Annotated in this window: 27 protein-coding genes; 12 read left to right on the forward strand and 15 right to left on the reverse strand. The window is 66.5% G+C overall.

What is annotated here, in order from left to right; translation table 11 throughout:
* Positions 1-63 precede the first annotated feature (63 nt).
* Complete coding sequence (locus V2L32_RS07345) at positions 64-1,410, reverse strand: alkaline phosphatase family protein (protein ID WP_331235829.1); 1,347 nt, start codon at positions 1,408-1,410, stop codon at positions 64-66.
* 381 nt (positions 1,411-1,791) lie between these two features.
* A complete protein-coding gene (locus tag V2L32_RS07350) occupies positions 1,792-2,325 on the reverse strand; it encodes an inorganic diphosphatase (protein ID WP_331235830.1) in 534 nt (177 codons plus the stop codon).
* A 143-nt stretch (positions 2,326-2,468) separates the two neighbouring features.
* Here V2L32_RS07350 and V2L32_RS07355 point away from each other — a divergent pair, with 143 nt between their 5' ends.
* The gene (locus V2L32_RS07355; protein WP_331235831.1) at positions 2,469-2,828 is read left to right on the forward strand and encodes a PadR family transcriptional regulator; all 360 of its coding nucleotides are present in this window, start codon (positions 2,469-2,471) and stop codon (positions 2,826-2,828) included.
* An 11-nt stretch (positions 2,829-2,839) separates the two neighbouring features.
* On the opposite strand, the gene V2L32_RS07360 is transcribed toward V2L32_RS07355, so the two are convergent.
* Together V2L32_RS07360 and rnhA are read right to left on the reverse strand one after the other, a co-directional pair.
* The gene (locus tag V2L32_RS07360) at positions 2,840-3,403 is read right to left on the reverse strand and encodes a DUF7108 family protein (RefSeq protein WP_331235832.1); all 564 of its coding nucleotides are present in this window, start codon (positions 3,401-3,403) and stop codon (positions 2,840-2,842) included.
* Positions 3,396-3,989 (reverse strand): ribonuclease HI, encoded by a 594-nt coding sequence (gene rnhA, locus V2L32_RS07365; RefSeq protein ID WP_331235833.1) that lies wholly within the window; start codon positions 3,987-3,989, stop codon positions 3,396-3,398. Before rnhA ends, V2L32_RS07360 begins: the two co-directional genes overlap by 8 nt.
* Positions 3,990-4,170: 181 nt before the next feature.
* On the opposite strand from rnhA, the gene V2L32_RS07370 reads away from it, so the two are divergent.
* From V2L32_RS07370 to V2L32_RS07380, 3 genes are all read left to right on the forward strand, one after another.
* Positions 4,171-5,133 carry a transcription initiation factor IIB gene (locus V2L32_RS07370; RefSeq protein WP_331235834.1) on the forward strand — a complete coding sequence of 321 codons (963 nt, stop codon included), beginning with the start codon at positions 4,171-4,173 and terminating at the stop codon, positions 5,131-5,133.
* Positions 5,134-5,247: 114 nt separating this feature from the next.
* A complete protein-coding gene (gene nreA / locus V2L32_RS07375; RefSeq protein WP_331235835.1) occupies positions 5,248-6,519 on the forward strand; it encodes a DNA repair protein NreA in 1,272 nt (423 codons plus the stop codon).
* Between the two features lie 83 nt (positions 6,520-6,602).
* The gene (locus V2L32_RS07380; protein WP_331235836.1) at positions 6,603-7,064 is read left to right on the forward strand and encodes an HTH domain-containing protein; all 462 of its coding nucleotides are present in this window, start codon (positions 6,603-6,605) and stop codon (positions 7,062-7,064) included.
* Here V2L32_RS07380 and V2L32_RS07385 read toward each other — a convergent pair whose 3' ends face one another.
* From V2L32_RS07385 to V2L32_RS07395, 3 genes are all read right to left on the reverse strand, one after another.
* On the reverse strand, positions 7,065-7,523 hold the full coding sequence (locus V2L32_RS07385; protein WP_331235837.1) for a DUF302 domain-containing protein: 459 nt from the start codon (positions 7,521-7,523) through the stop codon (positions 7,065-7,067).
* A gap of 61 nt (positions 7,524-7,584) precedes the next feature.
* Positions 7,585-8,262, reverse strand: coding sequence for a CPBP family intramembrane glutamic endopeptidase (locus tag V2L32_RS07390; RefSeq protein WP_331235838.1), 678 nt, complete (start codon positions 8,260-8,262; stop codon positions 7,585-7,587).
* A gap of 3 nt (positions 8,263-8,265) precedes the next feature.
* Positions 8,266-8,550: a DUF5789 family protein gene (locus V2L32_RS07395; RefSeq protein ID WP_331235839.1), complete on the reverse strand. Its 285-nt coding sequence runs from the start codon at positions 8,548-8,550 to the stop codon at positions 8,266-8,268.
* A 111-nt stretch (positions 8,551-8,661) separates the two neighbouring features.
* Here V2L32_RS07395 and V2L32_RS07400 point away from each other — a divergent pair, with 111 nt between their 5' ends.
* Both V2L32_RS07400 and V2L32_RS07405 read left to right on the forward strand, forming a co-directional pair.
* The gene (locus tag V2L32_RS07400) at positions 8,662-9,282 is read left to right on the forward strand and encodes a hypothetical protein (protein ID WP_331235840.1); all 621 of its coding nucleotides are present in this window, start codon (positions 8,662-8,664) and stop codon (positions 9,280-9,282) included.
* A 55-nt stretch (positions 9,283-9,337) separates the two neighbouring features.
* A complete protein-coding gene (locus V2L32_RS07405; RefSeq protein WP_331235841.1) occupies positions 9,338-9,928 on the forward strand; it encodes a GNAT family N-acetyltransferase in 591 nt (196 codons plus the stop codon).
* A gap of 16 nt (positions 9,929-9,944) precedes the next feature.
* On the opposite strand, the gene V2L32_RS07410 is transcribed toward V2L32_RS07405, so the two are convergent.
* On the reverse strand, positions 9,945-10,229 hold the full coding sequence (locus V2L32_RS07410; protein ID WP_331235842.1) for a hypothetical protein: 285 nt from the start codon (positions 10,227-10,229) through the stop codon (positions 9,945-9,947).
* Positions 10,230-10,311: 82 nt separating this feature from the next.
* Here V2L32_RS07410 and V2L32_RS07415 point away from each other — a divergent pair, with 82 nt between their 5' ends.
* Both V2L32_RS07415 and mce read left to right on the forward strand, forming a co-directional pair.
* Entirely contained in the window at positions 10,312-11,991 is a 1,680-nt protein-coding gene (locus tag V2L32_RS07415; protein ID WP_331235843.1) for an acyl-CoA mutase large subunit family protein, read from the forward strand.
* A 70-nt stretch (positions 11,992-12,061) separates the two neighbouring features.
* Positions 12,062-12,448: a methylmalonyl-CoA epimerase gene (gene mce / locus V2L32_RS07420; protein ID WP_331235844.1), complete on the forward strand. Its 387-nt coding sequence runs from the start codon at positions 12,062-12,064 to the stop codon at positions 12,446-12,448.
* A gap of 72 nt (positions 12,449-12,520) precedes the next feature.
* Here the strand turns inward: mce and V2L32_RS07425 are convergent, their stop codons facing one another.
* The 3 genes from V2L32_RS07425 to V2L32_RS07435 all read right to left on the reverse strand — a co-directional run bounded on the left by V2L32_RS07425 (position 12,521) and on the right by V2L32_RS07435 (position 16,026).
* Complete coding sequence (locus V2L32_RS07425) at positions 12,521-13,336, reverse strand: thioredoxin domain-containing protein (protein WP_331235845.1); 816 nt, start codon at positions 13,334-13,336, stop codon at positions 12,521-12,523.
* A 316-nt stretch (positions 13,337-13,652) separates the two neighbouring features.
* Positions 13,653-14,069, reverse strand: coding sequence for a disulfide bond formation protein B (locus V2L32_RS07430; protein ID WP_331235846.1), 417 nt, complete (start codon positions 14,067-14,069; stop codon positions 13,653-13,655).
* A 37-nt stretch (positions 14,070-14,106) separates the two neighbouring features.
* A complete protein-coding gene (locus V2L32_RS07435; protein ID WP_331235847.1) occupies positions 14,107-16,026 on the reverse strand; it encodes a beta-CASP ribonuclease aCPSF1 in 1,920 nt (639 codons plus the stop codon).
* Positions 16,027-16,295: 269 nt separating this feature from the next.
* Between V2L32_RS07435 and V2L32_RS07440 the strand changes: the two genes are divergently transcribed.
* Entirely contained in the window at positions 16,296-16,778 is a 483-nt protein-coding gene (locus V2L32_RS07440; RefSeq protein WP_331235848.1) for a hypothetical protein, read from the forward strand.
* Between the two features lie 82 nt (positions 16,779-16,860).
* Here the strand turns inward: V2L32_RS07440 and V2L32_RS07445 are convergent, their stop codons facing one another.
* Positions 16,861-17,550 (reverse strand): hypothetical protein, encoded by a 690-nt coding sequence (locus V2L32_RS07445; protein ID WP_331235849.1) that lies wholly within the window; start codon positions 17,548-17,550, stop codon positions 16,861-16,863.
* 95 nt (positions 17,551-17,645) lie between these two features.
* Here V2L32_RS07445 and V2L32_RS07450 point away from each other — a divergent pair, with 95 nt between their 5' ends.
* From V2L32_RS07450 to V2L32_RS07460, 3 genes are all read left to right on the forward strand, one after another.
* A complete protein-coding gene (locus V2L32_RS07450) occupies positions 17,646-17,852 on the forward strand; it encodes a hypothetical protein (protein WP_331235850.1) in 207 nt (68 codons plus the stop codon).
* A 64-nt stretch (positions 17,853-17,916) separates the two neighbouring features.
* Entirely contained in the window at positions 17,917-19,374 is a 1,458-nt protein-coding gene (locus tag V2L32_RS07455; protein ID WP_331235851.1) for a sodium-dependent transporter, read from the forward strand.
* Positions 19,374-19,697, forward strand: a complete 324-nt coding sequence (locus V2L32_RS07460) for a hypothetical protein (protein ID WP_331235852.1) — start codon at positions 19,374-19,376, stop codon at positions 19,695-19,697. Before V2L32_RS07455 ends, V2L32_RS07460 begins: the two co-directional genes overlap by 1 nt.
* Here V2L32_RS07460 and surE read toward each other — a convergent pair.
* The 3 genes from surE to solA all read right to left on the reverse strand — a co-directional run bounded on the left by surE (position 19,694) and on the right by solA (position 22,710).
* The gene (gene surE, locus V2L32_RS07465) at positions 19,694-20,473 is read right to left on the reverse strand and encodes a 5'/3'-nucleotidase SurE (RefSeq protein ID WP_331235853.1); all 780 of its coding nucleotides are present in this window, start codon (positions 20,471-20,473) and stop codon (positions 19,694-19,696) included. The two genes, V2L32_RS07460 and surE, sit on opposite strands and share 4 nt — an antisense overlap.
* A gap of 116 nt (positions 20,474-20,589) precedes the next feature.
* The gene (locus V2L32_RS07470) at positions 20,590-21,465 is read right to left on the reverse strand and encodes a CPBP family intramembrane glutamic endopeptidase (RefSeq protein ID WP_331235854.1); all 876 of its coding nucleotides are present in this window, start codon (positions 21,463-21,465) and stop codon (positions 20,590-20,592) included.
* 111 nt (positions 21,466-21,576) lie between these two features.
* Complete coding sequence (solA, locus tag V2L32_RS07475; RefSeq protein WP_331235855.1) at positions 21,577-22,710, reverse strand: N-methyl-L-tryptophan oxidase; 1,134 nt, start codon at positions 22,708-22,710, stop codon at positions 21,577-21,579.
* Between the last annotated feature and the right edge of the window lie 102 nt (positions 22,711-22,812).

Here is a 22,812-nt window from a genome sequence, read left to right on the forward strand (position 1 = left end):
CAGGTAACCGGTGTTCGCCGACCTGTCCAGACGATCACCGATACGAGACGACACCCGTCCTCGTCAGTTGACGAGGCTCGCCCCGTCGAAGCCCTCGCGGTCGTACTCCATCTCCATCAGGTCGAGCAGCGTCGGCGCGATGTCGTAGAGGTTCGCCTCGCCGACGGTGATCTCGGGGTCGTCGACGAGCAGCGTCGCGTTGTCGAAGCTGTGCATCCCGTTTCGCGGACCGGTGTCGAACACCTCGCCGTGGCCCGAAAAGCCCGATTTGAGGTCGAAGCCGTGGGCCGGGATTGCCACCAGGTCCGGTGCGATCTCGTCGTGCGCACCCCGGAACGCCTTCTCCTTCTCGACGACGCGCTCACAGACCTGCTTCCCGTTCGGACCTTCGAGCGCGAGCAGCGCCTCTTTCAGTTCGTCACGGGTCGCCTCGTACTCCTCCTCCGGAACGCCTCCCCGCGGCTCTCTGCCCTCCAAGTTGATGTAGAACCGACCCGGGATCAGCGAGTACGCTCTCGTCTCGTCGGCGATGTCACCGAGCTCTTCGTGTTCCTCGCCCGAGAACGAGAGCCAGCCCTCCTCGGCGAGCCACTGGTTGAAGTGGACCTCGTACTCGAGGGTGGTGAAGCCGTGGTCGCTCGCGACGACCATCGTCACGTCCTCGGCGAGCAGCTCCCTGAGCTCGCCGAGATACTGATCCAGCTTCGTGTAGAACTCGAGGAACTCCTCCCTGTACCGGCCGTCGCGCTCGTAGTCCCGGAAGAGGAAGTGGTTCACTCTATCCGTGGTCATGAAGACGCCGAAGAAGAGGTCCCAGTCGTCCTCGGCGACGTAGTGTTTGAACGAGGCGAAGCGGGCATCGAGCGTCTCGTGGGCGTCCTCGATGAACTCGGTCTTGTCCTTCTCGTGGCCGAGGCGGGCGTTGACGTCGATCCGGTAGTCGTACTCAGCGAGCGTCTTCGCGAGCTCCGCGGGCACCGCCGCCTTCTCGACGCTCGGGGAGAGAAAACCCGAGACCATCCGCTGGAGGTTCCGCTGCGGGGGGAAGGTGACGGGGACGTTCATCACCGTCGCGTCGCGGCCGGCGTCGGTCACCCGGTCCCAGACGCGGGTCGCCTGCACGTCGCGGCCCATCGGGACGTACGTCTCGTAGGAGCCGACTTCGCGGTCCTGAAAGCCGTAGACGCCCGTCTCGCCGGGATTGACGCCGGTCGTGAGCGACGGCCAGCAGGCGCTCGACTCCGGCGGGACGATGCTGTCGATCGCCCCCGCGCTGCCCGCCTCGGCGAGCGCCGTCAGGTTCGGAAACGTCCCCGGTTCGTCCTCGATCAGACTGAACGGCACACCGTCGATACCGAAGAAGGCGACGCGCGGGGCGTCGTCGCCACGCAACCGGTCGAACAGACCCATGGGGGCTCCTACTGGCGTCGGCTACAAGAACCTTCGTCTCCGGGTCTACGGGCTCAGTCGGCGGTTTCGGGCTCTCCCACCGGCGTCTCCGACTCGGGTTCGGGGACGAAGTTCGTCGGGACGACCGTCGGGTGGGCGATGCCGGGACGGGGTCGGTCGTTCGTGGCCATCACGGGAGTACCTATCCGCTCCACACGAAAAAGATTACCCATAATTATAATACATCCGATCAGGGCGAGGAATTACCCCCGCGTATCGACCGGGGTTCCCTCGGGTGGTTCTCGTAGAGATCGTCGTCGAAACTCGTCGATCCTCGATCGCGGATCGAACGACATCGGCGTCGCGTGAGCCCACGAAATCCGGACGGCTACGACGTCCCTCTCAGCCGAACTGCTCGACGTAGAGCTCCTGGGCGTGTTCGATCGCCTCGATCGCCGCGTCGCGGTCATCCCAGCCGAGGGTCTCCGTGCGTTTGCCCTCCTCCAGGTTTTTGTAGGTCTCGAAGAACTCGTCGATCTCGTCTCGTGTCTGCTGGGGGAGGTCCGAGAGGTCCTCGACGTGGTCGAAGCGGGGGTCCTCGGTCGGGACGGCGATCACCTTGTCGTCCTGCTCGCCGTCGTCGTCCATCCGCATCAGCGCGACCGGGCGGGCCTCGATTACGCAGCCGGGAAAGGTCGAGTCCTCGACGAGCACGAGCACGTCGAACGGGTCGTCGTCGTCGTACCACGAGCGGGGGATGAAGCCGTAGTCACCCGGGTAGTGGACGTTCGAGTGGAGCACGCGGTCGAGGACCACCGCCGGAATGTCCTTGTCGTACTCGTACTTGTTCCGGTCGCCCTTCAGACACTCGACGACGGCGTAGATCTCCTCGGGTGCGTTCGGTCCGGTCTCCAGGTCCTCCCACAGGTTGGTCATGCGTCTGCCCCTGTGACCAGCGGCGAAAAAGCCCTTTCGACCCGTCCCGTCGGGCCGACGACCCGGTATGAACGGGTAGTAACGTGATCGAATACCCGTCGGATTGCCAACTGTTAAATAGGTAGACACCGTCCTCTCTGCTGATGTCAGAGGCACAAGCAGTTCCGGGCACAGAGCAGACCGCACACGACCTCACGGCGTTTCAGCACAATATCCTCGTCATCCTGTCGGAGGAGGCGATGTACGGGCTGGCGATCAAGCGTCAGTTAGAGGAGTACTACGGCGCGGAGGTCAACCACGGTCGACTCTACCCCAACCTCGACGACTTAGTCGAGATGGGCTACGTCGAAAAGAGCGAACTCGACAAGCGGACGAACCAGTACGAACTCACCGACGATGGCTACGAGGTCGTCCTCGGCCAGCTCGACTGGGTCCTCTCGAAGCTCGTCATCGACGGCGACAGAGCCGAGGACGTCCGCGCGCTCGTCGACGCACAGCTATAGAACAGACGACATCACTCGGTTTCTTTCGCGACCTCGACCACCAGCGAGAGCGAGCGCTCTATCGCCGCGCGCTGGTCCGCACTCGGCCAGGCGTTGCGCACGAAGTAGTCGGTGAGGAACTCCTCGCGCTCTCGCTCGCCGGCTGTCTCCATCCGTCGGGCGTAGTGGTTTCCCATGAAATCCGCGAACGTCTCCGCGTTCTCGCCGTGGACCTCGCCGTACTTCGCTCTCACCCGCCTCGCGAGCGCGCGGTTGTGCGCCTCGACGCTCTCCCAGTCCTCCGGATCGGCCGCCCCGGTGAGCCTGATCTCGACCGCTCGGTCGATCTCCTCGATCCGTTCCGGGTGGATCGTGCCCCCCTCTTCCCACCCCTCGGGGTGGAGTACCAGCACCTCCTCCTCGCCGTTCTCTCTGACCCGTGTCGTGAAGCCGCGGTTCGAGAGCAGTTCGTCTCGCTCCTCGCGGTAGGCCGACGCCTCCCCGTCGTCGACCGCCGCACGCGCGAGCCGCGTCAGCCGCTCCGCTCTCCTGACGACTTCCTCACCCAGCTCCTCCCGGTGGTCTCTCTCAGCCATCGTCCAACGCCTCGTTCGCCAGTTCGTCCGCGCGGCGGTTTATCTCGCGCGGAACGTGCTCGATCGACCACCGGTCGAACCCCGAGAGCAGCTCGCGGACCCGGACCCGGCGCTCTCTCAGCTCCGGGTCGTTCGTGTTCCACTCGCCTCTGACCTGTTTCACGATCAGCTCGGAGTCCCCCCGGAGGTCGACCTCGTCGAAGCCGTAATCGGTCGCGGCCGAGAGCGCGCGTATCAGTGCCTCGTACTCCGCGCGGTTGTTCGTCGTCTTCCCCAGGCGTTCGCCCCCTTCGGCGACGATCCCGCCCGAGGAGACGAGCACCCAGCCGGCGGCGGACGGGCCTGGGTTTCCCCGACACGCCCCGTCGAAGTAGGCGTGGACGCGCCCGCCCTCCTCTCGCAACAGCGCCTCGATGTCCCGTGGACGCTTGCCCTGGATCACGACCGTCCCGTCGTAAGCGACCGCCACCGCGTCCCCGTGTTCGGCCCGCCACAGCTCGTGGTCGGTGTTGCCGGGGTGGACCTCCGCGCCCACCTCGCGCAGGCGCTCTCTGGCCTCGTCCGGATCGCAGTCGACGGTCGGCATCGAGCCGAGGTCGCCGGTACTCGGATATAACGGCTTTGGTATGTGTTCGGCGCGGAAAGCCCCGCGATACCGGCGCCCTCCGGTGGTTATCTGTAACTGCGAGGTCGATCCTGTCGCCTGACTCACGACACAGTTCGAACCGAGGGTTTAAGTGTTTTGGTAGTACTACTATTTAAGTGCGATGACACGGTCCACCCGACAACGGGAGCGCGAGCGTGAGGCGCAGCAGACCAGCGAGGACGAGGGGGTTCGGGCGTGTCCCGAGTGTTCGTCCGAGGACCTGGTGAAGAGCTCGGACCGGGGCGAGCTCGTCTGTGATGACTGCGGCCTCGTCGTCGAGGAGGGATCGATCGACCCGGGTCCGGAGTGGCGGGCGTTCAACCACACCGAACGCCAGCAGAAGTCGCGCGTGGGGGCGCCGACGACCCAGACGATGCACGACAAGGGGCTCACGACCACCATCGACTGGAAGGACAAGGACGCGTACGGTCGCTCTATCTCCTCGAAGAAACGAAGCCAGATGCACCGGTTGCGAAAGTGGCAGGAGCGGATCCGGACGAAGGACGCCGGCGAGCGCAACCTGCAGTTCGCGCTCAGCGAGATCGACCGGATGGCGAGCGCGCTGGGGGTACCGCGCTCGGTTCGCGAGGTGGCGAGCGTCATCTACCGTCGCGCACTCAAGGAGGACCTCATCCGTGGGCGGTCGATCGAGGGCGTCGCCACCTCGGCGCTCTACGCCGCCTGCCGGAAGGAGGGTATCCCGCGCAGTCTCGAGGAGATCAGCGAGGTCTCGCGCGTCGAGCGAAAGGAGATCGGCCGGACCTACCGGTACATCTCCCAGGAGCTCGGCCTCGAGATGCGCCCGGTCGACCCGAAGAAGTACGTTCCCCGGTTCTGCTCCGAACTCGAACTGAGCGAGGAGGTCCAGTCGAAGGCCAACGAGATCATCGAGACGACCGCCGAACAGGGGCTGCTCTCGGGCAAGTCCCCCACGGGCTACGCCGCCGCGGCGATCTACGCCGCGTCGCTGCTCTGTAACGAGAAGAAGACCCAGCGCGAGGTCGCCGACGTCGCGCAGGTGACCGAGGTCACGATCCGCAACCGGTACCAGGAACAGATCGAGGCGATGGGCATCCACAGCTAACGCGCTCCACCCCGCGGACGGACTTTTCGGCGTAGCGTCTCCGGATACGGGAGACAGCTCTTTCCCAGCGACGCGGGCCGAACGTTCAAATCCGCGCGCCTCCTTCACCCACCAATGCGCCTCGACGAGTTCGTAGAGGACCTGGAGACCGACGAGCGCGCCGAGATGCGTCGTCTCGCCCGGGAGAAGTCCTACGCGATCACCGACTACCTCACGGAGTTCGAGGACCGGTTCGAGTCGGTCGTCTCGGGCGACTCGCTGTTCGGCAGCGTCTCCCCCTCGATCTTCGTCGGGCGGTCGTCGTACCCCGAGGTCTCGACGGGCCTGCTCTCGCCCGTCGGCGACGAGGACCGGGCGACCGAGTACGTCACCTCCGGGGACTGGTACGACCAGGGGATCGCAATCGAGGACGTCTACCAGTACCGGTCTGGACTGCTCAACTCGACGCGCTCGGCCCGCGTGAACGTCGAGGACGTCTGGGACGGCTTCGTCGGCGTCCAGCGCGAGGTCGCGATCGCCGATCGGCCGGTCGACGTCGAGATCGGCCTCTCGGGCTCGCCCGACCTGGACTTCGGACTCGACGACATCGCCACCCCGACCGGCCCGCACGCGCGCGCCGAGCGTGCCGACTTAGCGGAGAACCCCTCGGTACCGAAGGCGGTCGAGAAGACGCTCTCTGACGACGACTGGAAGGCCGAGGGGGCGATGACGTACCTGTACAGGAGAGGGTTCGACGTCTACGAGATCAACAAGATCCTCTCGGCGGGTGCACTCGGGATCGGGGAGCGGAGGCGACTGGTCCCCACGCGCTGGTCGATCACGGCCGTCGACGATACCGTTGGAAAGTACCTCCGGGGGACGGTCCGGAACGCGCCGAGCGTCGATAGCGTCGAGGTCTACACGAACGAGTACGTCGGAAACCGCTACTGGATCGTTTTAACACCCGGCAACTGGGAGTTCGAACTCGTCGAGATGAAGTCGCCGGGGAGCGTCTGGAACCCGGATCTAGATGGCACGTACTGGGTCGCGAGCGACCACGAGGGCTACGACGGTCGGACCGAGTACGTCACCGGGGGGACCTCCGGCGCATACTACGCCGCCAGGGTGGGTGCGCTCGAACACCTCGCCGACCGTGGCCGGCAGGCGAAGGTCCTCGTCCTCCGGGAGGTCACCGACGAGCAGTGGGCGCCGGTCGGCGTCTGGCAGGTCAGAGAGAGCGTCAGGAACGCCTTCGACGGCGAGTGGGGCGAGGCGGAGTCGCTCGCGGAGGCGGTGACGACGCTCTCCGATCGGCTGCCGATCTCCCAGGAGCGCCTCCGTCGCTCCTCGGAACTCGTCGCGGGCGTCCAGTCCTCGCTGGCCGACTTCGGACGATCTGTCGGCTGAGCGACGACCGTTCTAGCGTGTATATATTCCATCCCTCCGTCCTAGGCATAGTTTTAGTACGAGGGGATTAGAACGATGACAGTATGATCGGATCGTTCGACGACCCACTCGACATCGACCTCTACCTGCGAGAGGGCGCCACGAGCGCGCGCCCCAGACAGGACGCGCTCCGTGCGCGACTCGACCGCCTCGCGTCGACGCCGCTCGTCTCGGCGTACAGGACACACACCTGGCCGGCGCGCGTGAGCACCGACGGGGACCCCGAGCGCATCGACCGGATCGAGGAGTGGGAGGCCTGGGCGGAGAGCCGGGGCGTCTCGCTCGCCCCGGCGTTCGAGCGTCACGAGGCGGGTTCGCTCGTCTCCGAGGCGGGGTACGAGGAGGTCGTGCTCCCGGTCGTCTGGATCGACGTCACGGCGGGCGACGAGCGGCTGATCGCCCCACACGTCGGCGAGACGCCGTTCACGGTGCCCGAGTTCGTCACCGCGCTTGAGACCCGCGACGGCCCCGGCGACGTCGGGCCGATCGCGCGCACCGTCGCGTAGCTACACCCGTTTCTCGACGGCATCGAGCCGCGAGAACAGTTCCTCGACGAGTTCGCCCGTATCCTCGACGATCGACTTCCACTCCTCGCTGTCGGGCGCGATACCGAGCAGTCGCGCGACTTTCATGATCGAGAGGTGATAGACCCGCTGGCGTCCCGACTCCTCCTCCCAGACGATCACGTTACACGGAAAGAGCCCGCCGATCCGCATCGTCTCGTCGAGCGCGCGGTCGGCCATCTCCGGGTTGCACGCCCCGAGAACGTAGTAGGGATCGCGGTCGGCGTCGACCTTTTCGTTGAGTAGTTCCGAGGGCGAGAACTCGACGGGGATGCCGAAGCCCACCTCCAGACAGACCTCGCGGACGTGTTCTACCGCTTCTTCGTGATTCATCTCGAGGACTGCCTGTTTCTCGCCGATGTCCTCCGGGTCGATCTCGTTCGGGTCGATCGCGAGGCTCATGACCGTACGATGGGCCGATTCGGTGAAAAGCGTGGCGCAGGTTCGGTGGGAGTCGATCCGGTCACAGTGGCATCGGGAGCCACGAGAGCCACCGGAGCGTCGTCTCCGGGTCGATCACCGGGTCGTGGAGCACGAGCCAGTCGAGCAGCACGAGGCCGAAGCCGTGGGCCACCGTCGAGGGCAGGATCGAGTCCGCGTGGTAGTCGACCGCGCCGAAGAGTACGTCCGTCGGCCCCGAGAGCGCGAGTTCGATCGGGGGCTTCGTCGAGTGCATGAGCGCGTAGACGATCGGCGAGATGAACACGCACTTGAAGCCGATCTCGCGCACGCCGACACAGAGCAGACCCCTGTAGTAGGTCTCGGTCGCGAGCGCGACGACGAACAGCATCACTGCGTGGGGGAGGAACTCGCCGATCGCGGGCGAGACCTGCCACATCGGGTAGTACTCGCGGATCGTCGGCAGCGTCGAACCCACGACGTAGAAGGGGGCGACGAACGCGGAGAGGAGGACGGCGTCCCGGATCGCCAGCCGATCGATCCGCCAGCCGATCCGTCGACCGTGGAGCGCGGCGACCCCCAGTGGGATCACGATGTAGATGGCCGTGTCGCGGACGACCCTTGCCTCCAGTGTAGGCGCGAGCCACTGGTGGCCGAGAAAGAGCACCACCGGTCCGAGGACGAGCGCGCGGTGGACCCACGGCAGCGAGAACGCGTCGGGGAGGGACCGACGGACCGACACGGACTACTCGGTCGGGACGGGACCGGTCCCGACGACGGACTGGACCGCCTCCGTGAACTCGCGTCGCGAGGCGAAGTAGGCCGTCTCGACCTCCGAGAGCACGTCCTCGACGGACCGTGGGCCGTCGGGCGTTCGGATCACGCTCTCGCCTTCCTTTCTGACGACCTCGCTCTTCTGCTGTGGCCAGGTGAGACGGGAGGTGACACGCGCGAGCGGTGCGCCCTCGACGGACTCGCCCTCACCGAGTTCGACCGCCGGCGTCTCCTCCTCGTCGTCCTCGTCGCTCATGGGCGCGGTTTCGCGGTAGCTCTCATTAGCGCTTTCGGATGGGCCTCGGGTGATTCTTTCGCGCATGCCGGGTGCAGGGATATACGTATCGGTGGTGTATCTCTTCCGGCTATGGCGATGCAATTCACGGAAGACGACGAGGGAAAGACGGTCGTAGACGAGAGCGGCGAGGAAGTCGGCATCGTGAGCGAGGTCAGGGAAGGGACGGCCTACGTCGACCCCGACCCGGGGATCACCGGCACGATCAGCGCAAAACTCGGCTGGGGCGACGCCGACGACGAGGACTTCCCGCTCAGAACCGACTCGGTCGACTCGATCACCGACGACGAGATCCGCATCCAGAGTACGGCGACCGAGACGGGTGGGGTCGGCGACGAGGCGACCGGAGCCGGCACGACCACGGGAACGACCGGTGCGGCCGGCACCGGGGACGCCGGCGTCACCGACGACGATGACGACCTGATCGGCGACGACGACGAAAGCCTCGTTGGTGATGACGACGACGATCTGATCGGAGATGACGACGATCACCGTCACTCCGACGACGACGAGCTGCTCGGTGACGACGACGATCACCGTCACTCCGACGATGATGACCTCATCGGGGATGACGACGACAGCCTCGTTGGTGATGACGACGACGATCTAATCGGTGACGACGACGATAGCCTCGTCGGCGATGACGACGACGAGCACCGCGCCGCGGACGACGACGATCCGGCGACGCTCTGAGTCGGGTCGAGCGGTCCGTGAAAGTCTTTTTACCGGGCGGGTGCTACCGCGGGACATGTACGTTCGAGACGCGAGAAAACACGAGGAGGTCTGGCTGCTCGACCGCATCGAGGAGATGGGGCTCGACGGGCTCGCGTTTCGTTCCCGGGACTACGTGATCGCCCTCGACGAGGAGACCGGCGAGCGCGCCGGCTTCGGCCGGACTCGGCTCCACAAACTCGACGAGGAGTTCTGCGAGCTGACGAGCCTCGGCGTGATCGAGCCCTGGCGCGGACAGGGCGTCGGCGCGCACGTGATCGAACGCCTGCTGGATCACGCCTCGGACGACGGGTTCGAGCGGGTCTACGCGTTCGTCTCCACGCCGGAGTACTTCGAGGGGTTCGGCTTCGAGCGGATCGACGAGGCCGCGCTCCCGGAGGGGCTGCGCGAGCGCCTCGACCGGAAACGCGAGCGGACGATGCCCGACGCGGTCCCCACCGCCATCGAGACCGAGCGGTTCGAGATGCCCGCCCGCCTGCGCGAGCGGTTCAAGGAGGCACGACCGCAGGGGGAGGGGGACGAGGACGAGGGTGCGGTGAACGAACTCGCGGAGGAGTTCGGTATCGACCCGGAGTCGGCGACCTACAAGTACGACACCGGGCGCTGACGGCGGGGACCGGAGCTCACTCGTAGTCCCACTCGCTCTGTTGGAGTCCGTCGCCGTACTCGTCGTGGTCGGTGACGAAGCCGCTTTTGAACGCGATCCACGTGATGACGGTGACGAAGAGGATCGGCGGGAGCATCGCGAACACCCAGAGCGGTTCGAGCCCCCAGCCGATGACGAGCGCGACGTTGCCCAGCCCGAGCAGCAGGAACGGCAGGGTGTAGAGCAGCGCTCGTCGCCGGCTCGACCCCTCGTCGGTGGGGATCGGGGGTCGGTCGACCGCTTCGGGCTCCGGGTCGCTCATGGTCGCGCTACGGACCGGGCGGGCAAAAACACCGCGTTCGACCCACCGTCAACGCTTAGACCCGCGCGGACCATCGTCTCCCATGTTCGATCCCGAGGACCTGGCGGCGATCCGCGAGGGGAAAGCGCGCTGGGAGCGCGAGACGCTCTCGCCGACGCTCGATCGATTCGGCGAGCGACGGGAGGCGTTCACCACCGACACCGAGGGCCGCGATATCGAACGGCTCTACACACCCGACGACGTCTCCGGCCTCTCCTACGACGACCTCGGGTTCCCGGGCGAAGAGCCGTACACGCGGGGTGTCTACCCGACGATGTACCGCGGGCGGCTCTGGACGATGCGCCAGTACGCCGGGATGGGAACCGCCGAGGAGACGAACGAACGCTACCAGTACCTCCTCTCACAGGGCCAGAGCGGGCTCTCGATGGCGTTCGACCTCCCCACCCAGATGGGCTACGACTCCGACAGCGCGATGGCCGACGGTGAGGTCGGGAAGTCGGGGGTGGCGATCGACTCGATCCACGACATGCGGACCGTCTTCGAGGGGATCCCGCTCGACGAGGTCTCGACGAGCATGACGATCAACGCGCCCGCCGCCGTACTGCTCGCGATGTACATCGCCGTCGGCGACGAACAGGGCGTCCCGAGAGCGGAGCTTCGCGGGACGATCCAGAACGACATCCTGAAGGAGTACATCGCGCGGAACACGTTCATCTTCCCGCCCGAACCCTCGATGCGGGTGATCACCGACATCTTCGAGTTCGCCGCCGTGGAGATCCCCAGATTCAACACGATCTCGATCTCCGGCTACCACGTCCGCGAGGCGGGCTCGACCGCCGCCCAGGAGCTCGCGTTCACGCTCGGAAACGGCATCGAGTACGTCGAGGCGGCGATCGGCGCCGGCCTCGACGTCGACTCGTTCGCCCCGCAGCTCTCCTTCTTCTTCAACGCACACAACGACGTCTTCGAGGAGGTGGCGAAGTTCCGCGCCGCCCGACGGATGTGGGCGCGGATCATGGACGAGCGCTTCGGCGCCGAGGACCCGAAGTCGAGACAGCTGAAGTTCCACACCCAGACGGCGGGTTCGACGCTCACCGCACAGCAGGTCGAGAACAACGTCGTCCGGGTCGCCTACCAGGCGCTCGCCGCCGTCCTCGGAGGGACCCAGAGCCTCCACACGAACGGGAAGGACGAGGCGCTCGCGCTCCCGACGGAGAAGTCGGTCCGGACGGCGCTTCGCACCCAGCAGATCCTCGCCCACGAGTCGGGTGCCGCCGACACGATCGACCCGCTCGCGGGCAGCTACTACGTCGAGGCCCTGACGGACGACCTGGAGGCCGAGGCGTTCTCGCTCATCGCGGAGATCGACGACCGTGGCGGGATGCGCCGGGCGATCGAGGAGGGCTGGGTCCAGCGCCAGATCCAGGACGTCGCCTACGAGCGCCAGCGAGAGATCGAAGAGCGCGAGCGGATCATCGTCGGCGTCAACGAGTTCGAGGCCGACGAGGAGCCCGAGATGGACCTCGAGGAGGTCACGGAGGAGGACCAGCGACGGCAGATCGCCCGGTTGGAGCGCGCCTGGGGAGCGCGGGACGACGGTGCAGTCGAGGACGCCCTCGCCGAACTCCGCGAGGCGGCGAGCGGCGAGGAGAACGTGATGCCGTCGATCGTCCGGGCGGTGAAAGCCGAGGCGACGACGGGCGAGATCTGTAACACGCTGCGCGAGGTCTTTGGCGAACACCGCGCGGCGAGCGTCGCCTGATCCCACACGGACTCCCGGGACCGCTTCGGTCGGCGGACACGTTGATTACCCCACACTGTGAGTGTGGGCTATGCACCTCGACCACGTCGGTATCGCGACCGACGACGCCGACGACCTCGCATCGCGCTTCACGTCGCTGTTCGACGCGCCGGTCGCCCACGAGGAGAACTTCGACAGGATGCGAATCTGTTTCCTCGCGCTCGGAAACGGCTACCTCGAACTGCTCGAACCCGTTGAGGACGGGCCGATCTCTCGATACCTGGAGCGAGACGGCTCCGGGATCCACCACCTCGCGTTCGCGACCGACGACATCGACGGCGCGCTCGAGACGGCCGTGGAAAGCGGGATCGAACCGATCGACGACGAGCCCAGACCCGGGGCGTGGGGCCACGACGTGGCGTTCCTCCACCCGCGGGACACCGGTGGTGTGCTGATCGAGTTCGTCTCGCACCAGTAGACCGACGCGAGGAGATCACTCGCGTGCCGGTATCAACCGTCTCGAAAAGTAAACCGGCCGATCAGTTCCGAATCAGGCGAGGAACGCGCAGATGTTGGCGTCATCGTCGCCGTCGTCGGTCGATTTGGATTCCTTCTCCTCTTCCGGTTCGGGTTCCGGCTCTTCTTCCACTTCTTCCGACTCCGCTTCTTCCGACTCCGCTTCTTCTTCTTCCGGTTCGGGCTCCGGTTCCGCTTCTTCCGGCTCCTCCTCTTCGCCGCCGCCACCCGTAGCGTCCGCGTCGTCGACTCGCGCGTCGAGCCAGCCGAAGACGTGCTGGTGTCGGGGGTTCGTGGTGTCCCCACCGAGTTCGATCACCGGGATCGGGCCGCTGCCGACGGCCGACGTGGCGCCGCCGGCGATCGATCGCAGGTCGCTGTCGTAGCCGCCGATGTTCGAAGTGGGCGAGGAGACGCCGGCGTCACCCATCCAGCCCTCGAGCGTGCCCGGGTTGGTCTGTCCCGGCATCGATCGGTAGACGCGGTCGAAGAAGGCCGGGAACGACTCGGGGTCGTTGTTCCAGACGGCGAGTGCGGCCTGACCGGCCTGCACGCCGTTCTGGGAGATGTAGGGTGAACTCGTGTTGGTCGGGTTGTACTCGAGCGGCTGCCACTCGAGGTTGAGCTGGCCCGTCTCGACGAAGTCGTTTACGATCCCGTCGAGCGTGTCGTCGACCGCACGAGCGGTGAACGGACAGTTGAAACTGCCGTAGATCGTCGCGGTGGGGGCGTCCGGGTTCGTCCCGAACGTCGGGTACTCGCGACCGGAGAGAACCGGTGCGTTCGAGGCCGCGCTCGCCGCGCCGCTGGCCACGCCGAGGCCGAGGACTGTGCTTCCCGCTACTGCCATGAACCGTCGTCGCGTATGCTCTGGCGACATCCACCCGCCCCCATTATCGACTCCCTAATAAAAACTGCGATCCGCTATTTCTAGTACAACACACGTTTTATTTCGAGAACCGGATAACCGATCGTCTCCTTCCTCTCTACTCCGGTGATATCATATAACCTATCTATTTACGGGGGACGTATCTCCGGAGAAACCGCCGACTGAACCCCGGTTATCGTCCGTGTACGTCTCCGGTTCCCTCGAACCGACGTCGACGCCCCCGTCCGGTTTTTGTCGACGCGTATATCTCTTGTGAGAGAGGGGTACGCACGGCCGATCAGCCCCCCGCGCGTCCCGCCGAGACGACCAGGACGACTACGATCGCGAAGGCGACGAGCGAGAGGTTCGGCGTCGAGAGTCCGAGTACTTCGTACTGGACCGCGGCGCAGCCACCACCGACCGAGCAGGCGGCGCTCTCGGCCCCGGCGTACTGGATCCAGGAGTGGTAGGCGGCGACCGCGATCCCCGGAACCGAGAGCGCGAGGGCCGTTCGATCGACCTCGGAGCGTGACTCGACCGCGGCGACCCCGAGGACGGCCACGAGCGGGTACATGAGGATCCGCTGGTACCAGCAGAGGTCACACGGGACGAGACCGAGCCCCAGGCTGAGCCAGAGGCTCCAAACCGTGGCGACCGCGGCGACGAGGGTGGCGGCCGCGAGCCAGAGCCTGACCGAGGGCCTCTCATCGATCATACTGGCATCTCTCGGTACGGAATCAAGAACCTACCCTTCAGACGAACCGGAACGTCTCCAGGTTCTTCGGCGCGAACGTCCGGATGTTGAACTCGTGATACAGCGCCGAGGAGAGGTCCTGGACCGAGCGCTCGTCACCGTGGACACAGAGCACCTTCTCGGGACGGGGGTTCATCGTCCGGACGAAGTTCATCAGCCCGTTCCGGTCGGCGTGACCGGAGAAGCCGTCGACGGTCTCCACGTCGAACTGGAGTTTGAGGTGGCGCGAGCGGCCACCGTCGCCGTTCATCGGCACCTCGTCCCAGCCGTTCTGGATCCGCCGGCCGAGCGTCCCGTGGGCCTGGTAGCCGACGAAGACCATCGTCGTGTCCGGGTCCGGTCCCAGGAGCTCAAGCCATGACATGATCGGCCCGCCGGTGACCATCCCCGAGGTCGAGAGGACGATACAGGGGTCGCCGCTCGCGACCTCTTGGCGCTCGTCCTCGCCCTCGTCGATGTGGTTGAACTGCTCGGCGAGGAACGGGTTCTTGTCGGTGTGGAAGATCCGCGAGCGGAGGTCGTCGTTCAGGTACTCGGGGTAGGTAGTGTGGATCGCCGTCGCCTCCCAGATCATCCCGTCCAGGTGGATCGGCATCTCGGGGATCTTCCCCGTCCGCATCGCCTCCTCCAGGACGAGCATGATCTCCTGGGATCGACCGACCGCGAACGCCGGGATCAGCACCTTCCCGCCGCGGTCGTAGGTCTCCGTGACCAACTCGATCAGCGCGCGCTCGGCGTCGCCCTGGTCGGTCTGGTAGTCGTTTCGCCCGCCGTAGGTCGACTCCATCACGAGCGTCTCCACCCGCGGGAAGTCGTTGACCGCGCCGTTGAGGAGGCGAGTCTCGGAGTAGTGGATGTCGCCCGTGAACGCGACGTTGTAGAGGCCGTTTCCGATGTGGAAGTGGCTCACCGCGCTGCCGAGGATGTGGCCCGCGTTGTGGAAGGTGAGTTTCACGTCCGGCGCGATGTCGGTGACGTCGCCGTACTCGACGGGGATGGTGTGTTTGATCGTCTCGCGGACCATCTCCGACTCGTACGGCGGGGCGCGGCCCTCCTTCGCCGCGACGTCGAGGTAGTCGAGCTGGAGCAGCCCCATCAGGTCGCGGGTCGGTTCGGTGGTGTAGATCGGCCCGTCGTAGCCGTACTTGAACAGCAGCGGGAGGAGCGCCGAGTGGTCAAGGTGGGCGTGGGTCAGCACGACCGCGTCGATGGAGTGGGCGCCCGAGCCGAGCGCCTCGGGGACTTGGAGGTAGGGCACCTCGCCCTCGGACCCGGGTTTGTCGCCACAGTCGATCAGGATCCGGGTGTCGGCCGTCGAGAGGACGAACGCGGCGCGTCCGACCTCGCGACAGCAGCCGAGGGTGGTGATCCGGACCCACTGCTCGCTCGAGAGCTGTTCGCGGTGGATCTGCCTGCCGACGCGTTCGAGGATGTCACGCCGGTCGTCGCGCTCCTGTTTCAGGAAGTTCCTGACGTTCGAGACGGTCGGGGACTCGATCGGCGGCGTGCGGACGACCTCGGGCGTCCAGCCCACCTCCTGGGTGATCTGTCTGAGCGTCGAGCCGTGCCGGCCGATCACCATCCCCGGCTTCTGTGCCTCGATCACCACCTCGCCGGTGTCGGCGTGGAAGTCGAGGTCACTGATCCCGGCCTCCTCGGGGACGACGGATCGGATCTTCTCCGCGGCGCGCTCGGGTGCCGCGAGCACGTCCGGGTCCGGTCGGACGGTGATCCGCTTTCGGAGCTTGCTCGCGAGGTTCCGGATGAGGTCGTCCTGTCGCGCGAACTTCTTCGGATCGCGCGTGTAGACGACGAGCTCCGGTCCCTCGTAGGTGACGTCCGAGACGGAGATGTCGTTGGGGATCTCGTTTCTGATCGTTGCTTTCAGGTCGTCGAGTTTCTGGTCCACTGCACTCATAGTGAGAAAGGTTCACGCGGGTTCCGACGCCACCACTGGCGGAGGGCGTCGACGGTCGTGTGAGGTGTCTCCGGGCTGCGTCGCCGGACGGCGTGAGACTGCTCAACACGTGACCGTGGGTACATAGCGTCGGGTCCTAGTATGCGTCCTCCGGCTCTCTCGCCGGACGGCGCGGGATCTCCGGGAAAAACCCGCTTACTCCGCCCTAAGACGGCCCGGTTATAAAACCCCTTCGCAAAACTCAGGTGATCGGCGGGGAATCCTCGGTCATGCAGCTCACGCCGGCCGCCGTCGAACGCGAACGCGACTGGGTCCGAGAGCGCGGGACGGTCGTCGTCCCCCTGATCAACGACGTCCGATCGGCCCTCGGCGAGCGCTTCGAGACCGAGGTCGCCCCCGTCGACCGGGGTGCCTACGACGCCGCCGTCTCTGTGGTGTTCCGCGACGGGGACCTCGCGGTGAACGTCGCCTGTCTCGTCGCGCTCCTGCGCGAGGTCGACGTGGAGGGCGACTATCCGGGCTTCGTCGTCGACGAGTTACTGGGGAGAGAGCTCGCCGCGATGATCGCCGGAAACCAGCCGCTCAGACTGCTCGCGGAGGCGACGTTTCACTACGCGGATATCCACCATCACCCGGACGACGCGACCGCCGGGAGCGACGACCTCGACGCGGCGCTCGCCGCCGGGTTCCAGACCCGGCTCCCCGGGTGGCCCTGGACGGAGACGGAGAGCCCGTTCGGCGTCGAGCCGTAAAGAGAGCACTGCTGTCCTCGTTCGAGTCACTCCCACCGAAGCTCGTCGTCTCTGCTCGACACCTCCTCGCCCTCCACGTCGGTCACGTCGTCCTCGAGCGCCCACAGGTTCGTGTACGCCGCCGCCGTCGTCGTGGCCCGAGGACTCCCGTGATCGCGACGCCGATTTCGGCGACGATCGTGCCGAGCGTCGGGCCGAGAACCAGCCCCGGAACGCCGAACGCGATCCCGAGCGCACCCACGATCACGAAGTAGAGCACCCCGAGCGCGAACAGCCTGAGGCGGTGTCCACCCGTCAGCGCCCAGCTGTTCTGCAGGCTGGCGAGGAAGTCGTCGTCCTCAACGAGGACGTAGACGTCGAAGAAGAAGAGCGCAGTCAGCAGGAACAGACCGGGGATGACGAGGAGGAGGAATCCGATCCCGACGACGATCGCGAAGACGATCCCCGCGATCAGGAAGTTGATCAGCGCGAGCGGGAGGTTTCGGGTGAACACGTTCGTGGGGACCTCCTCGGTCTCGTCGGTGACGAACGTCCTGATCGCCCCCACGTAGAGGACGACCGTCGCCACCGTGAGCAGCAGCGACGCGAGGACCGCGACACCGGGTGACAGGTCCACGAGCGTCGTTCCGTCGACCTGTCCGCCAGTCGGGCCTCCGAAGAGCACTGCGTCGACGGTCCCGACGAGGAAGAACAGCCCGACGAACAGCGCGCCGTTTCGCGCCGTCGTCCGGGAAACCCCCTGCGTGAGCGTCCCGACGATATCGAACGTCATGCACGACGATCCTCGGCTCCCTGCTATACGTCTGTTTGAACGAACTGACAGCTCGGGACCCTCACACTGAAGCGCCCCTCGGACCAACCGCCGGCATGAAACCGCTCTGGGTCGCCGTCTGCGTCGCGCTCGGGGGGATGGCCGTCCTCACCGTCGCGGTCAACGTCCTCGACCCGGACACGCCCCGAGCGCTGAACGCGCTCTACAACCTCTGGCTGCTCGCGACGATCGCCGTCTGCACGGTCGGCTTCTTCGGCGCCTGCTTTCGCTTCTTCGCGTTCATCACCGGCGAGCGGAAGTAGTATTGACTATCCTACAAAACAGCTAAATGAGAGGGTGGTGGACTCTCCGGGGGAGTGTTCGCATATGGCAACCGAAGCGAAGACGGCCAGAGAGGAGTGGGGGACTCGCTTTGGCTTCTTGATGGCGATGATCGGAGCGATGGTCGGGGTGGGGAACATCTGGCGGTTCCCGTTCGTCACCGGTGAGAACGGCGGTGGGGCGTTCATCCTCGCCTTCCTCGTCCTGCTGTTCCTGCTCGCGGTGCCGGGGCTCATGGCGGAAGTCGCGCTGGGACGCTACACCGGAAAGGGCGTGATCGGCTCGATCCGCGAGTGCGTCGGCACCGGCGGACTGGTCGGTCTCGGGCTGGTCGTGGTGCTGGTGAACTTCGCGCTGATGACGTACTACGCGCCGGTCGTCGGCTGGACGCTCTACTACATGCTCCACTCGTTCCTCTTTACCTTCACCGCGACCGGCTTCGACGCCGGCGGGTTCCTCGACGCGTTCTTCGCGAACCCGGCGGCGATGATCGCGATGCACACGGTCGTCATGGGCATCGTCGCCGGGGTGTTGTTCCTCGGGATCAAAGACGGCGTCGAGCGGCTCGTCGTCGTCGCGGTGCCGGCGCTCGTCGTCGCGCTCGGGGCGATCGCGATCCGCGCGGTCACCCTCCCCGGCGCGGGCGAGGGACTCGCGTTCACCTTCACCGTCCAGTGGGAGTACCTCACGTTCAGCGACACCTGGATCGCCGCGCTCGGCCAGGCGCTCTTCTCTACCGGCCTCGGCTGGGGGATCGCGATCACCGTCGGGAGCTACCTGCGGGACTACGACGACGTCCCGCTCGGCGGCGGGGTGTTCACCGCGATCGGCGAAGCCTCGATCGGTATCCTCGCCGCCTTCGCCATCTTCCCGCTCGTCTTCGCCTACGGGCTCGACCCGGCGGGGGGCGCGGGGCTGGCGTTCGTCTCGCTCGTCCAGGTCTTCCCCGAGATGCCCGGTGGCGGGCTCTGGGCGATCCTCTTCTTCACGGGCTTCTTCCTCGCGGCGATCACCTCCGCGATCGTCATCACGGAGGTGCTGGTCACCACGATCAACGAAGAGACCCGGCTCTCGCGCGGCCAGACCGTGCTCGCGGTCTGTGGGGTGATCTGGCTGTTCGGCCTTCCGAGCGCCTACTCCGTCGAGTTCCTCGACTTCGTCGACCTCGTCTTCGCGAACTGGGGGCTGCCGCTCGCGACGCTCTGTATCATCATCGCGATCGGCTGGTTCTTCGGCCCCGAGCGCCTGCGCCTGCTCTCGGTGAACCAGAACGCCGGCGTCCACGTCGGGAGCTGGTGGAACCCGATCGTGAAGTACGTCATCCCGATCGTGATGGTGTTCATCATGGCCTTCTTCGCGTGGGAGAACCGCGGTGAGGACATCATGATCGCCGGGATGGTCGTGCTCGTGACGTTCCCGATCGTCGGCTACCTCGTGATGCGGTACGTGGAGGGGCGCGAACGCCCACCCGAACCCGCCGGCGCTGCCGGAGGTGACGACTGATGGTCGAGGCGATCACCGCAGAGACCTGGATCGGCATCGGCGTCGCGATCGTCGCGTTCTGGGGGATCGCGAGCTGGGCGATGATCCGGACGCTCAGACAGGAAGAACGCAAGACGGCGATCCTCGACGAGCAGCGGCGCATGGACACCTACTCGCCGAAGGCGCTCTCGGAGCTCCGCGAGTGGATCGAGGCGAACCCCGAGGACCCGTACGTCGAGGACGCGAAGCACAAGCACAACGAGTGTGTGAGGAACCTCCGGGAGACCGATCGACAGTTCTACGACTGGTCAGAGGTGGAGATCGAGCGGCTCGAACCGCTCTAGAACGACCCGACGGCGCCGGAGAGCGCGTCGCTCTCGACCACCGACTGCGGTACCCGAAACGGGCTGACGCTCACCTCGCCCTCCGCGATCGCCCGGCGGTCGCTGCCGATCGGGTAGAGCTCGGCACAGGCGGCGAGATCCGGCAGCGAGCCGTTCGTCTCGGCCCGCGCCCAGAACGTGTCCTGGAGCGAGAGCTCCTCGCCCGAGGGGTCGACCGCGGTGTCGTAGTCGCCGACCGGTTCGGTGACACGCATCGGTCCGCGCCCCTCGATAGGCGCGTTCACGTTGAGGTAGTCGACGCCCTCGAACTCGCCGTTGAGCGCGCGCTCGGCGAGGAACGCGGTCGCCTCGCCCGGGAACTCGTACGGGCTCCCTTCGGGCGGGAAGAACTCGGCGTGGTGGTAGCCCGAGACGGCGATCGCCGGCACGCCGAGAAAGGCCGCCTCGACGGCCGCGCCGACGGTCCCCGACCGCCCGAGCAGGTACGATCCGACGTTCGGTCCGAGGTTGCAGCCCGAGACCACCAGATCGAACTCGGTCTCCAGCCCACGGAGGGCGTAGGCGACGCAGTCGGCGGGGGTCCCGTCGATCGCGGTGCCCCGGTCGTGTTCCTCGGCGGAAACCGTCTTCGAGCGCTCGCGGCCGACGCCGCTCTGGTTCGTCGCTGGGGCGACGGTCGTCACCTCGGCGAGCGGGGCGAGCGCGTCGGCCAGCGCGTGGAGACCGGGGCTGTCGATGCCGTCGTCGTTCGTCAGGAGGACCCGTAGCTGACTCATTGCACGCTCAAACGGGAGCGACGACAAATCCTCTCCGGTTCGCGACGACCGTCTCGGCCGCTCCCCGGCGGCCCCGATCCGCAGGGTCAGTTCCGGTCGAGAGTCCTTCCCGTGAGCTACAGTCGCTCCACGCCACCGGCCGGTATCGGCCCTGACGAGGAGAAGTTCGTGGGTCCGTGGCGGAGAAGAACGTAGAGGACCACGCCGGCGAGCAGCGCGATGAACGCCTGCCCCCCGACGTCGGACTCGATCGCGGGGAACGCCCACAGCGACCAGTTGAACGACGCGTGGAGCAGGATCACGGGGGCGAGGCTCCCCCCGGTGTTCGCGTACACCCAGGTCATGACGACCGACAGCAGCGTGATCGTGACCAGGAAGCCGACGAGCGGCCGCTGGTAGTAGAGCGTCATGGAGGGCATGTAGAACCACGGGAGGTGCCAGATCCCCCAGACCAGCCCCAGTCCGAGGCTCGCCGAGAGCGCGCCGAACCGTTCGACCAACGGGTCGAGCGCGTACCCCCGCCACCCGAACTCCTCCTGGAGCGGACCGCCGAGCAGGAGGACGAAGACGAACGCGATCGGGAGCACGTACGCCTCGTCCACCCACGGGACGGTCGGTTCGACACCGGAGACGACGGCGACACCGAGCGCCGTCAGGGCGAGGATCGGGAACAGGACGAGTGCCGGGACGAACCAGAGACGTGAGAACGAGCGGTCGAGCGCCCGTCCGAGGAGGCGAACGACGCCGGAGCGTCCGCTGTACGCGTAGACGAGGACGAGCGCCGCCACGGTGGGTCCGAACGCGCCGACTTCCGGCAGCGTCGCCGCCCACGCGATCGCCGGAGCGAGGAAACCTGAGGCCGAGAACCCGGTAGCGACGGCGACCTTCGGGAGCCACAACGACCACGAGAAGAGAAACGTCAGCCCGAAGAAGGCGATCAGCGCCCGGTGTTCCGTCCCTTGCCCGCGGCGCGATTCGTCCTCCCCGTTCATCCCGGATAGAACGACACATGCGGGGATAAACCGATCGACGCCGGACGTCTCCTGGCCTCGTAACCCCGTCACTCGCGACAGTGAGCCGATCCCTCCGCTCGATCGGAGCCCTTACTCGAACCTGCTCACGCGAAACGGTTCGATCGGGTGCTCGCTCTCGCCCTCGGTCGCGAGGTCCGAGAGCACCTCGCCGAGCACGCTCGCGAACTTGTAGCCGTGTCCGGAGAATCCCGCGCCGATCACGACGTTCTCGTGTTCCGGGTGCGTGTCGACGAGGAAGTGCTCGTCGGGGGTGTTCGTGAACAGGCAGGTCGAGAGGCGCATCGTCGGCCCCGCCGCGTCGGGGACGTACTCCTCCGTATACTCGCGCAGGAGTCGTTCGTCCTCCCGATCGGGTTCCCGACGAAGCTCTCCGGGGGTGCCCGTCTCCCCCCGGTGGTGGTACCGGCCGAGTTTGAACCCCGGTACGGAGACGACCGGGAAGCCGTAGAAGTGGCCCTCCTCGGCCTCGTGGACGAACACCGGGAACGCCTCTGGAGCGAACCGTTCCGGCTTCCTGGGTTGAAACCAGCCGAGGACCTGTCGCTCCGGGACGAGCAGGTCCGCGAGTTCGGGCAGTTGCGATGCGGCCCACGCCCCGGCGGTGACGACGAGGCGCTCTGCGGTGTACGCACCCCTGTCGGTCTCGACGCGGACGCCCGACTCGCTCGCCTCCCACGACTCGACCGTCTCCCTCGCTCTGATCGTCGCGCCCTCCCCGTGTGCGGCCTCGACGTGCGCGACGATGCCCTCCTCCGAGAGCAGGTAGCCGCCGTCGGCCTGGTGGATCGCGACGTGGTCGTCGGGGAGGCGATAGCCGGGAAAGCGTGCTTCGAGTTCTCGAGCCGACAGCTCCGTGTTCGGGATGCCGTGTTCGGCACAGGAGCGTCGTACGCCGCGGACCACCTCGCTACCCGGGGGACCGGCGCTGATCGATCCGGTCCGGTGGAGGAGCGTCGTGGAGTGCGTCGTCTCGAGCCGGTTCCAGAGGTCGTACGCCCGTCGGAGTAGCGGGACGTACGCTGGATCCTCGTAGTAGGCCAGTCGAATGATCCTGGTGACCCCGTGTGAGGAGCCCCTCGCGTGGGGAACGTCGTAGCGTTCGAGTCCGAGAACGGAGAGGCCGCGCCTCGCGAGTTCGTACGTCGTCGCGGCGCCCACCCCTCCGACGCCGAGGACGACGACGTCGTAGTCGGTTCGGCTCATGGCGGGGCGAGGATCGGTGTGGCTAAACCTCTACCGCGTCCGCGTCGGCACTCCGCCCCGCGCCGATCGGCACCGAACCCGAAGCGTTACTACCGTGGTGGG

The sequence above is a fragment of the Halalkalicoccus sp. CGA53 genome, from assembly GCF_036429475.1.
GTDB classification, from domain to species: domain Archaea; phylum Halobacteriota; class Halobacteria; order Halobacteriales; family Halalkalicoccaceae; genus Natronorarus; species Natronorarus salvus.

Coding starts and splice junctions, on each gene's coding strand:
- surE (WP_331235853.1), bottom strand. CDS start 20,473: ATGAGTCAGCTACGGGTCCTCCTGACGAACGACGACGGCATCGACAGC.
- V2L32_RS07460 (WP_331235852.1), top strand. CDS start 19,374: ATGGTCGAGGCGATCACCGCAGAGACCTGGATCGGCATCGGCGTCGCG.
- V2L32_RS07410 (WP_331235842.1), bottom strand. CDS start 10,229: ATGAGCGACCCGGAGCCCGAAGCGGTCGACCGACCCCCGATCCCCACC.
- mce (WP_331235844.1), top strand. CDS start 12,062: ATGCACCTCGACCACGTCGGTATCGCGACCGACGACGCCGACGACCTC.
- V2L32_RS07355 (WP_331235831.1), top strand. CDS start 2,469: ATGTCAGAGGCACAAGCAGTTCCGGGCACAGAGCAGACCGCACACGAC.
- rnhA (WP_331235833.1), bottom strand. CDS start 3,989: ATGCCGACCGTCGACTGCGATCCGGACGAGGCCAGAGAGCGCCTGCGC.
- V2L32_RS07440 (WP_331235848.1), top strand. CDS start 16,296: ATGCAGCTCACGCCGGCCGCCGTCGAACGCGAACGCGACTGGGTCCGA.
- V2L32_RS07400 (WP_331235840.1), top strand. CDS start 8,662: ATGGCGATGCAATTCACGGAAGACGACGAGGGAAAGACGGTCGTAGAC.
- V2L32_RS07385 (WP_331235837.1), bottom strand. CDS start 7,523: ATGAGCCTCGCGATCGACCCGAACGAGATCGACCCGGAGGACATCGGC.
- V2L32_RS07370 (WP_331235834.1), top strand. CDS start 4,171: ATGACACGGTCCACCCGACAACGGGAGCGCGAGCGTGAGGCGCAGCAG.
- V2L32_RS07350 (WP_331235830.1), bottom strand. CDS start 2,325: ATGACCAACCTGTGGGAGGACCTGGAGACCGGACCGAACGCACCCGAG.
- V2L32_RS07345 (WP_331235829.1), bottom strand. CDS start 1,410: ATGGGTCTGTTCGACCGGTTGCGTGGCGACGACGCCCCGCGCGTCGCC.
- V2L32_RS07380 (WP_331235836.1), top strand. CDS start 6,603: ATGATCGGATCGTTCGACGACCCACTCGACATCGACCTCTACCTGCGA.
- solA (WP_331235855.1), bottom strand. CDS start 22,710: ATGAGCCGAACCGACTACGACGTCGTCGTCCTCGGCGTCGGAGGGGTG.
- V2L32_RS07395 (WP_331235839.1), bottom strand. CDS start 8,550: ATGAGCGACGAGGACGACGAGGAGGAGACGCCGGCGGTCGAACTCGGT.
- nreA (WP_331235835.1), top strand. CDS start 5,248: ATGCGCCTCGACGAGTTCGTAGAGGACCTGGAGACCGACGAGCGCGCC.
- V2L32_RS07455 (WP_331235851.1), top strand. CDS start 17,917: ATGGCAACCGAAGCGAAGACGGCCAGAGAGGAGTGGGGGACTCGCTTT.
- V2L32_RS07405 (WP_331235841.1), top strand. CDS start 9,338: ATGTACGTTCGAGACGCGAGAAAACACGAGGAGGTCTGGCTGCTCGAC.
- V2L32_RS07425 (WP_331235845.1), bottom strand. CDS start 13,336: ATGGCAGTAGCGGGAAGCACAGTCCTCGGCCTCGGCGTGGCCAGCGGC.
- V2L32_RS07450 (WP_331235850.1), top strand. CDS start 17,646: ATGAAACCGCTCTGGGTCGCCGTCTGCGTCGCGCTCGGGGGGATGGCC.
- V2L32_RS07470 (WP_331235854.1), bottom strand. CDS start 21,465: ATGAACGGGGAGGACGAATCGCGCCGCGGGCAAGGGACGGAACACCGG.
- V2L32_RS07445 (WP_331235849.1), bottom strand. CDS start 17,550: ATGACGTTCGATATCGTCGGGACGCTCACGCAGGGGGTTTCCCGGACG.
- V2L32_RS07415 (WP_331235843.1), top strand. CDS start 10,312: ATGTTCGATCCCGAGGACCTGGCGGCGATCCGCGAGGGGAAAGCGCGC.
- V2L32_RS07435 (WP_331235847.1), bottom strand. CDS start 16,026: ATGAGTGCAGTGGACCAGAAACTCGACGACCTGAAAGCAACGATCAGA.
- V2L32_RS07360 (WP_331235832.1), bottom strand. CDS start 3,403: ATGGCTGAGAGAGACCACCGGGAGGAGCTGGGTGAGGAAGTCGTCAGG.
- V2L32_RS07430 (WP_331235846.1), bottom strand. CDS start 14,069: ATGATCGATGAGAGGCCCTCGGTCAGGCTCTGGCTCGCGGCCGCCACC.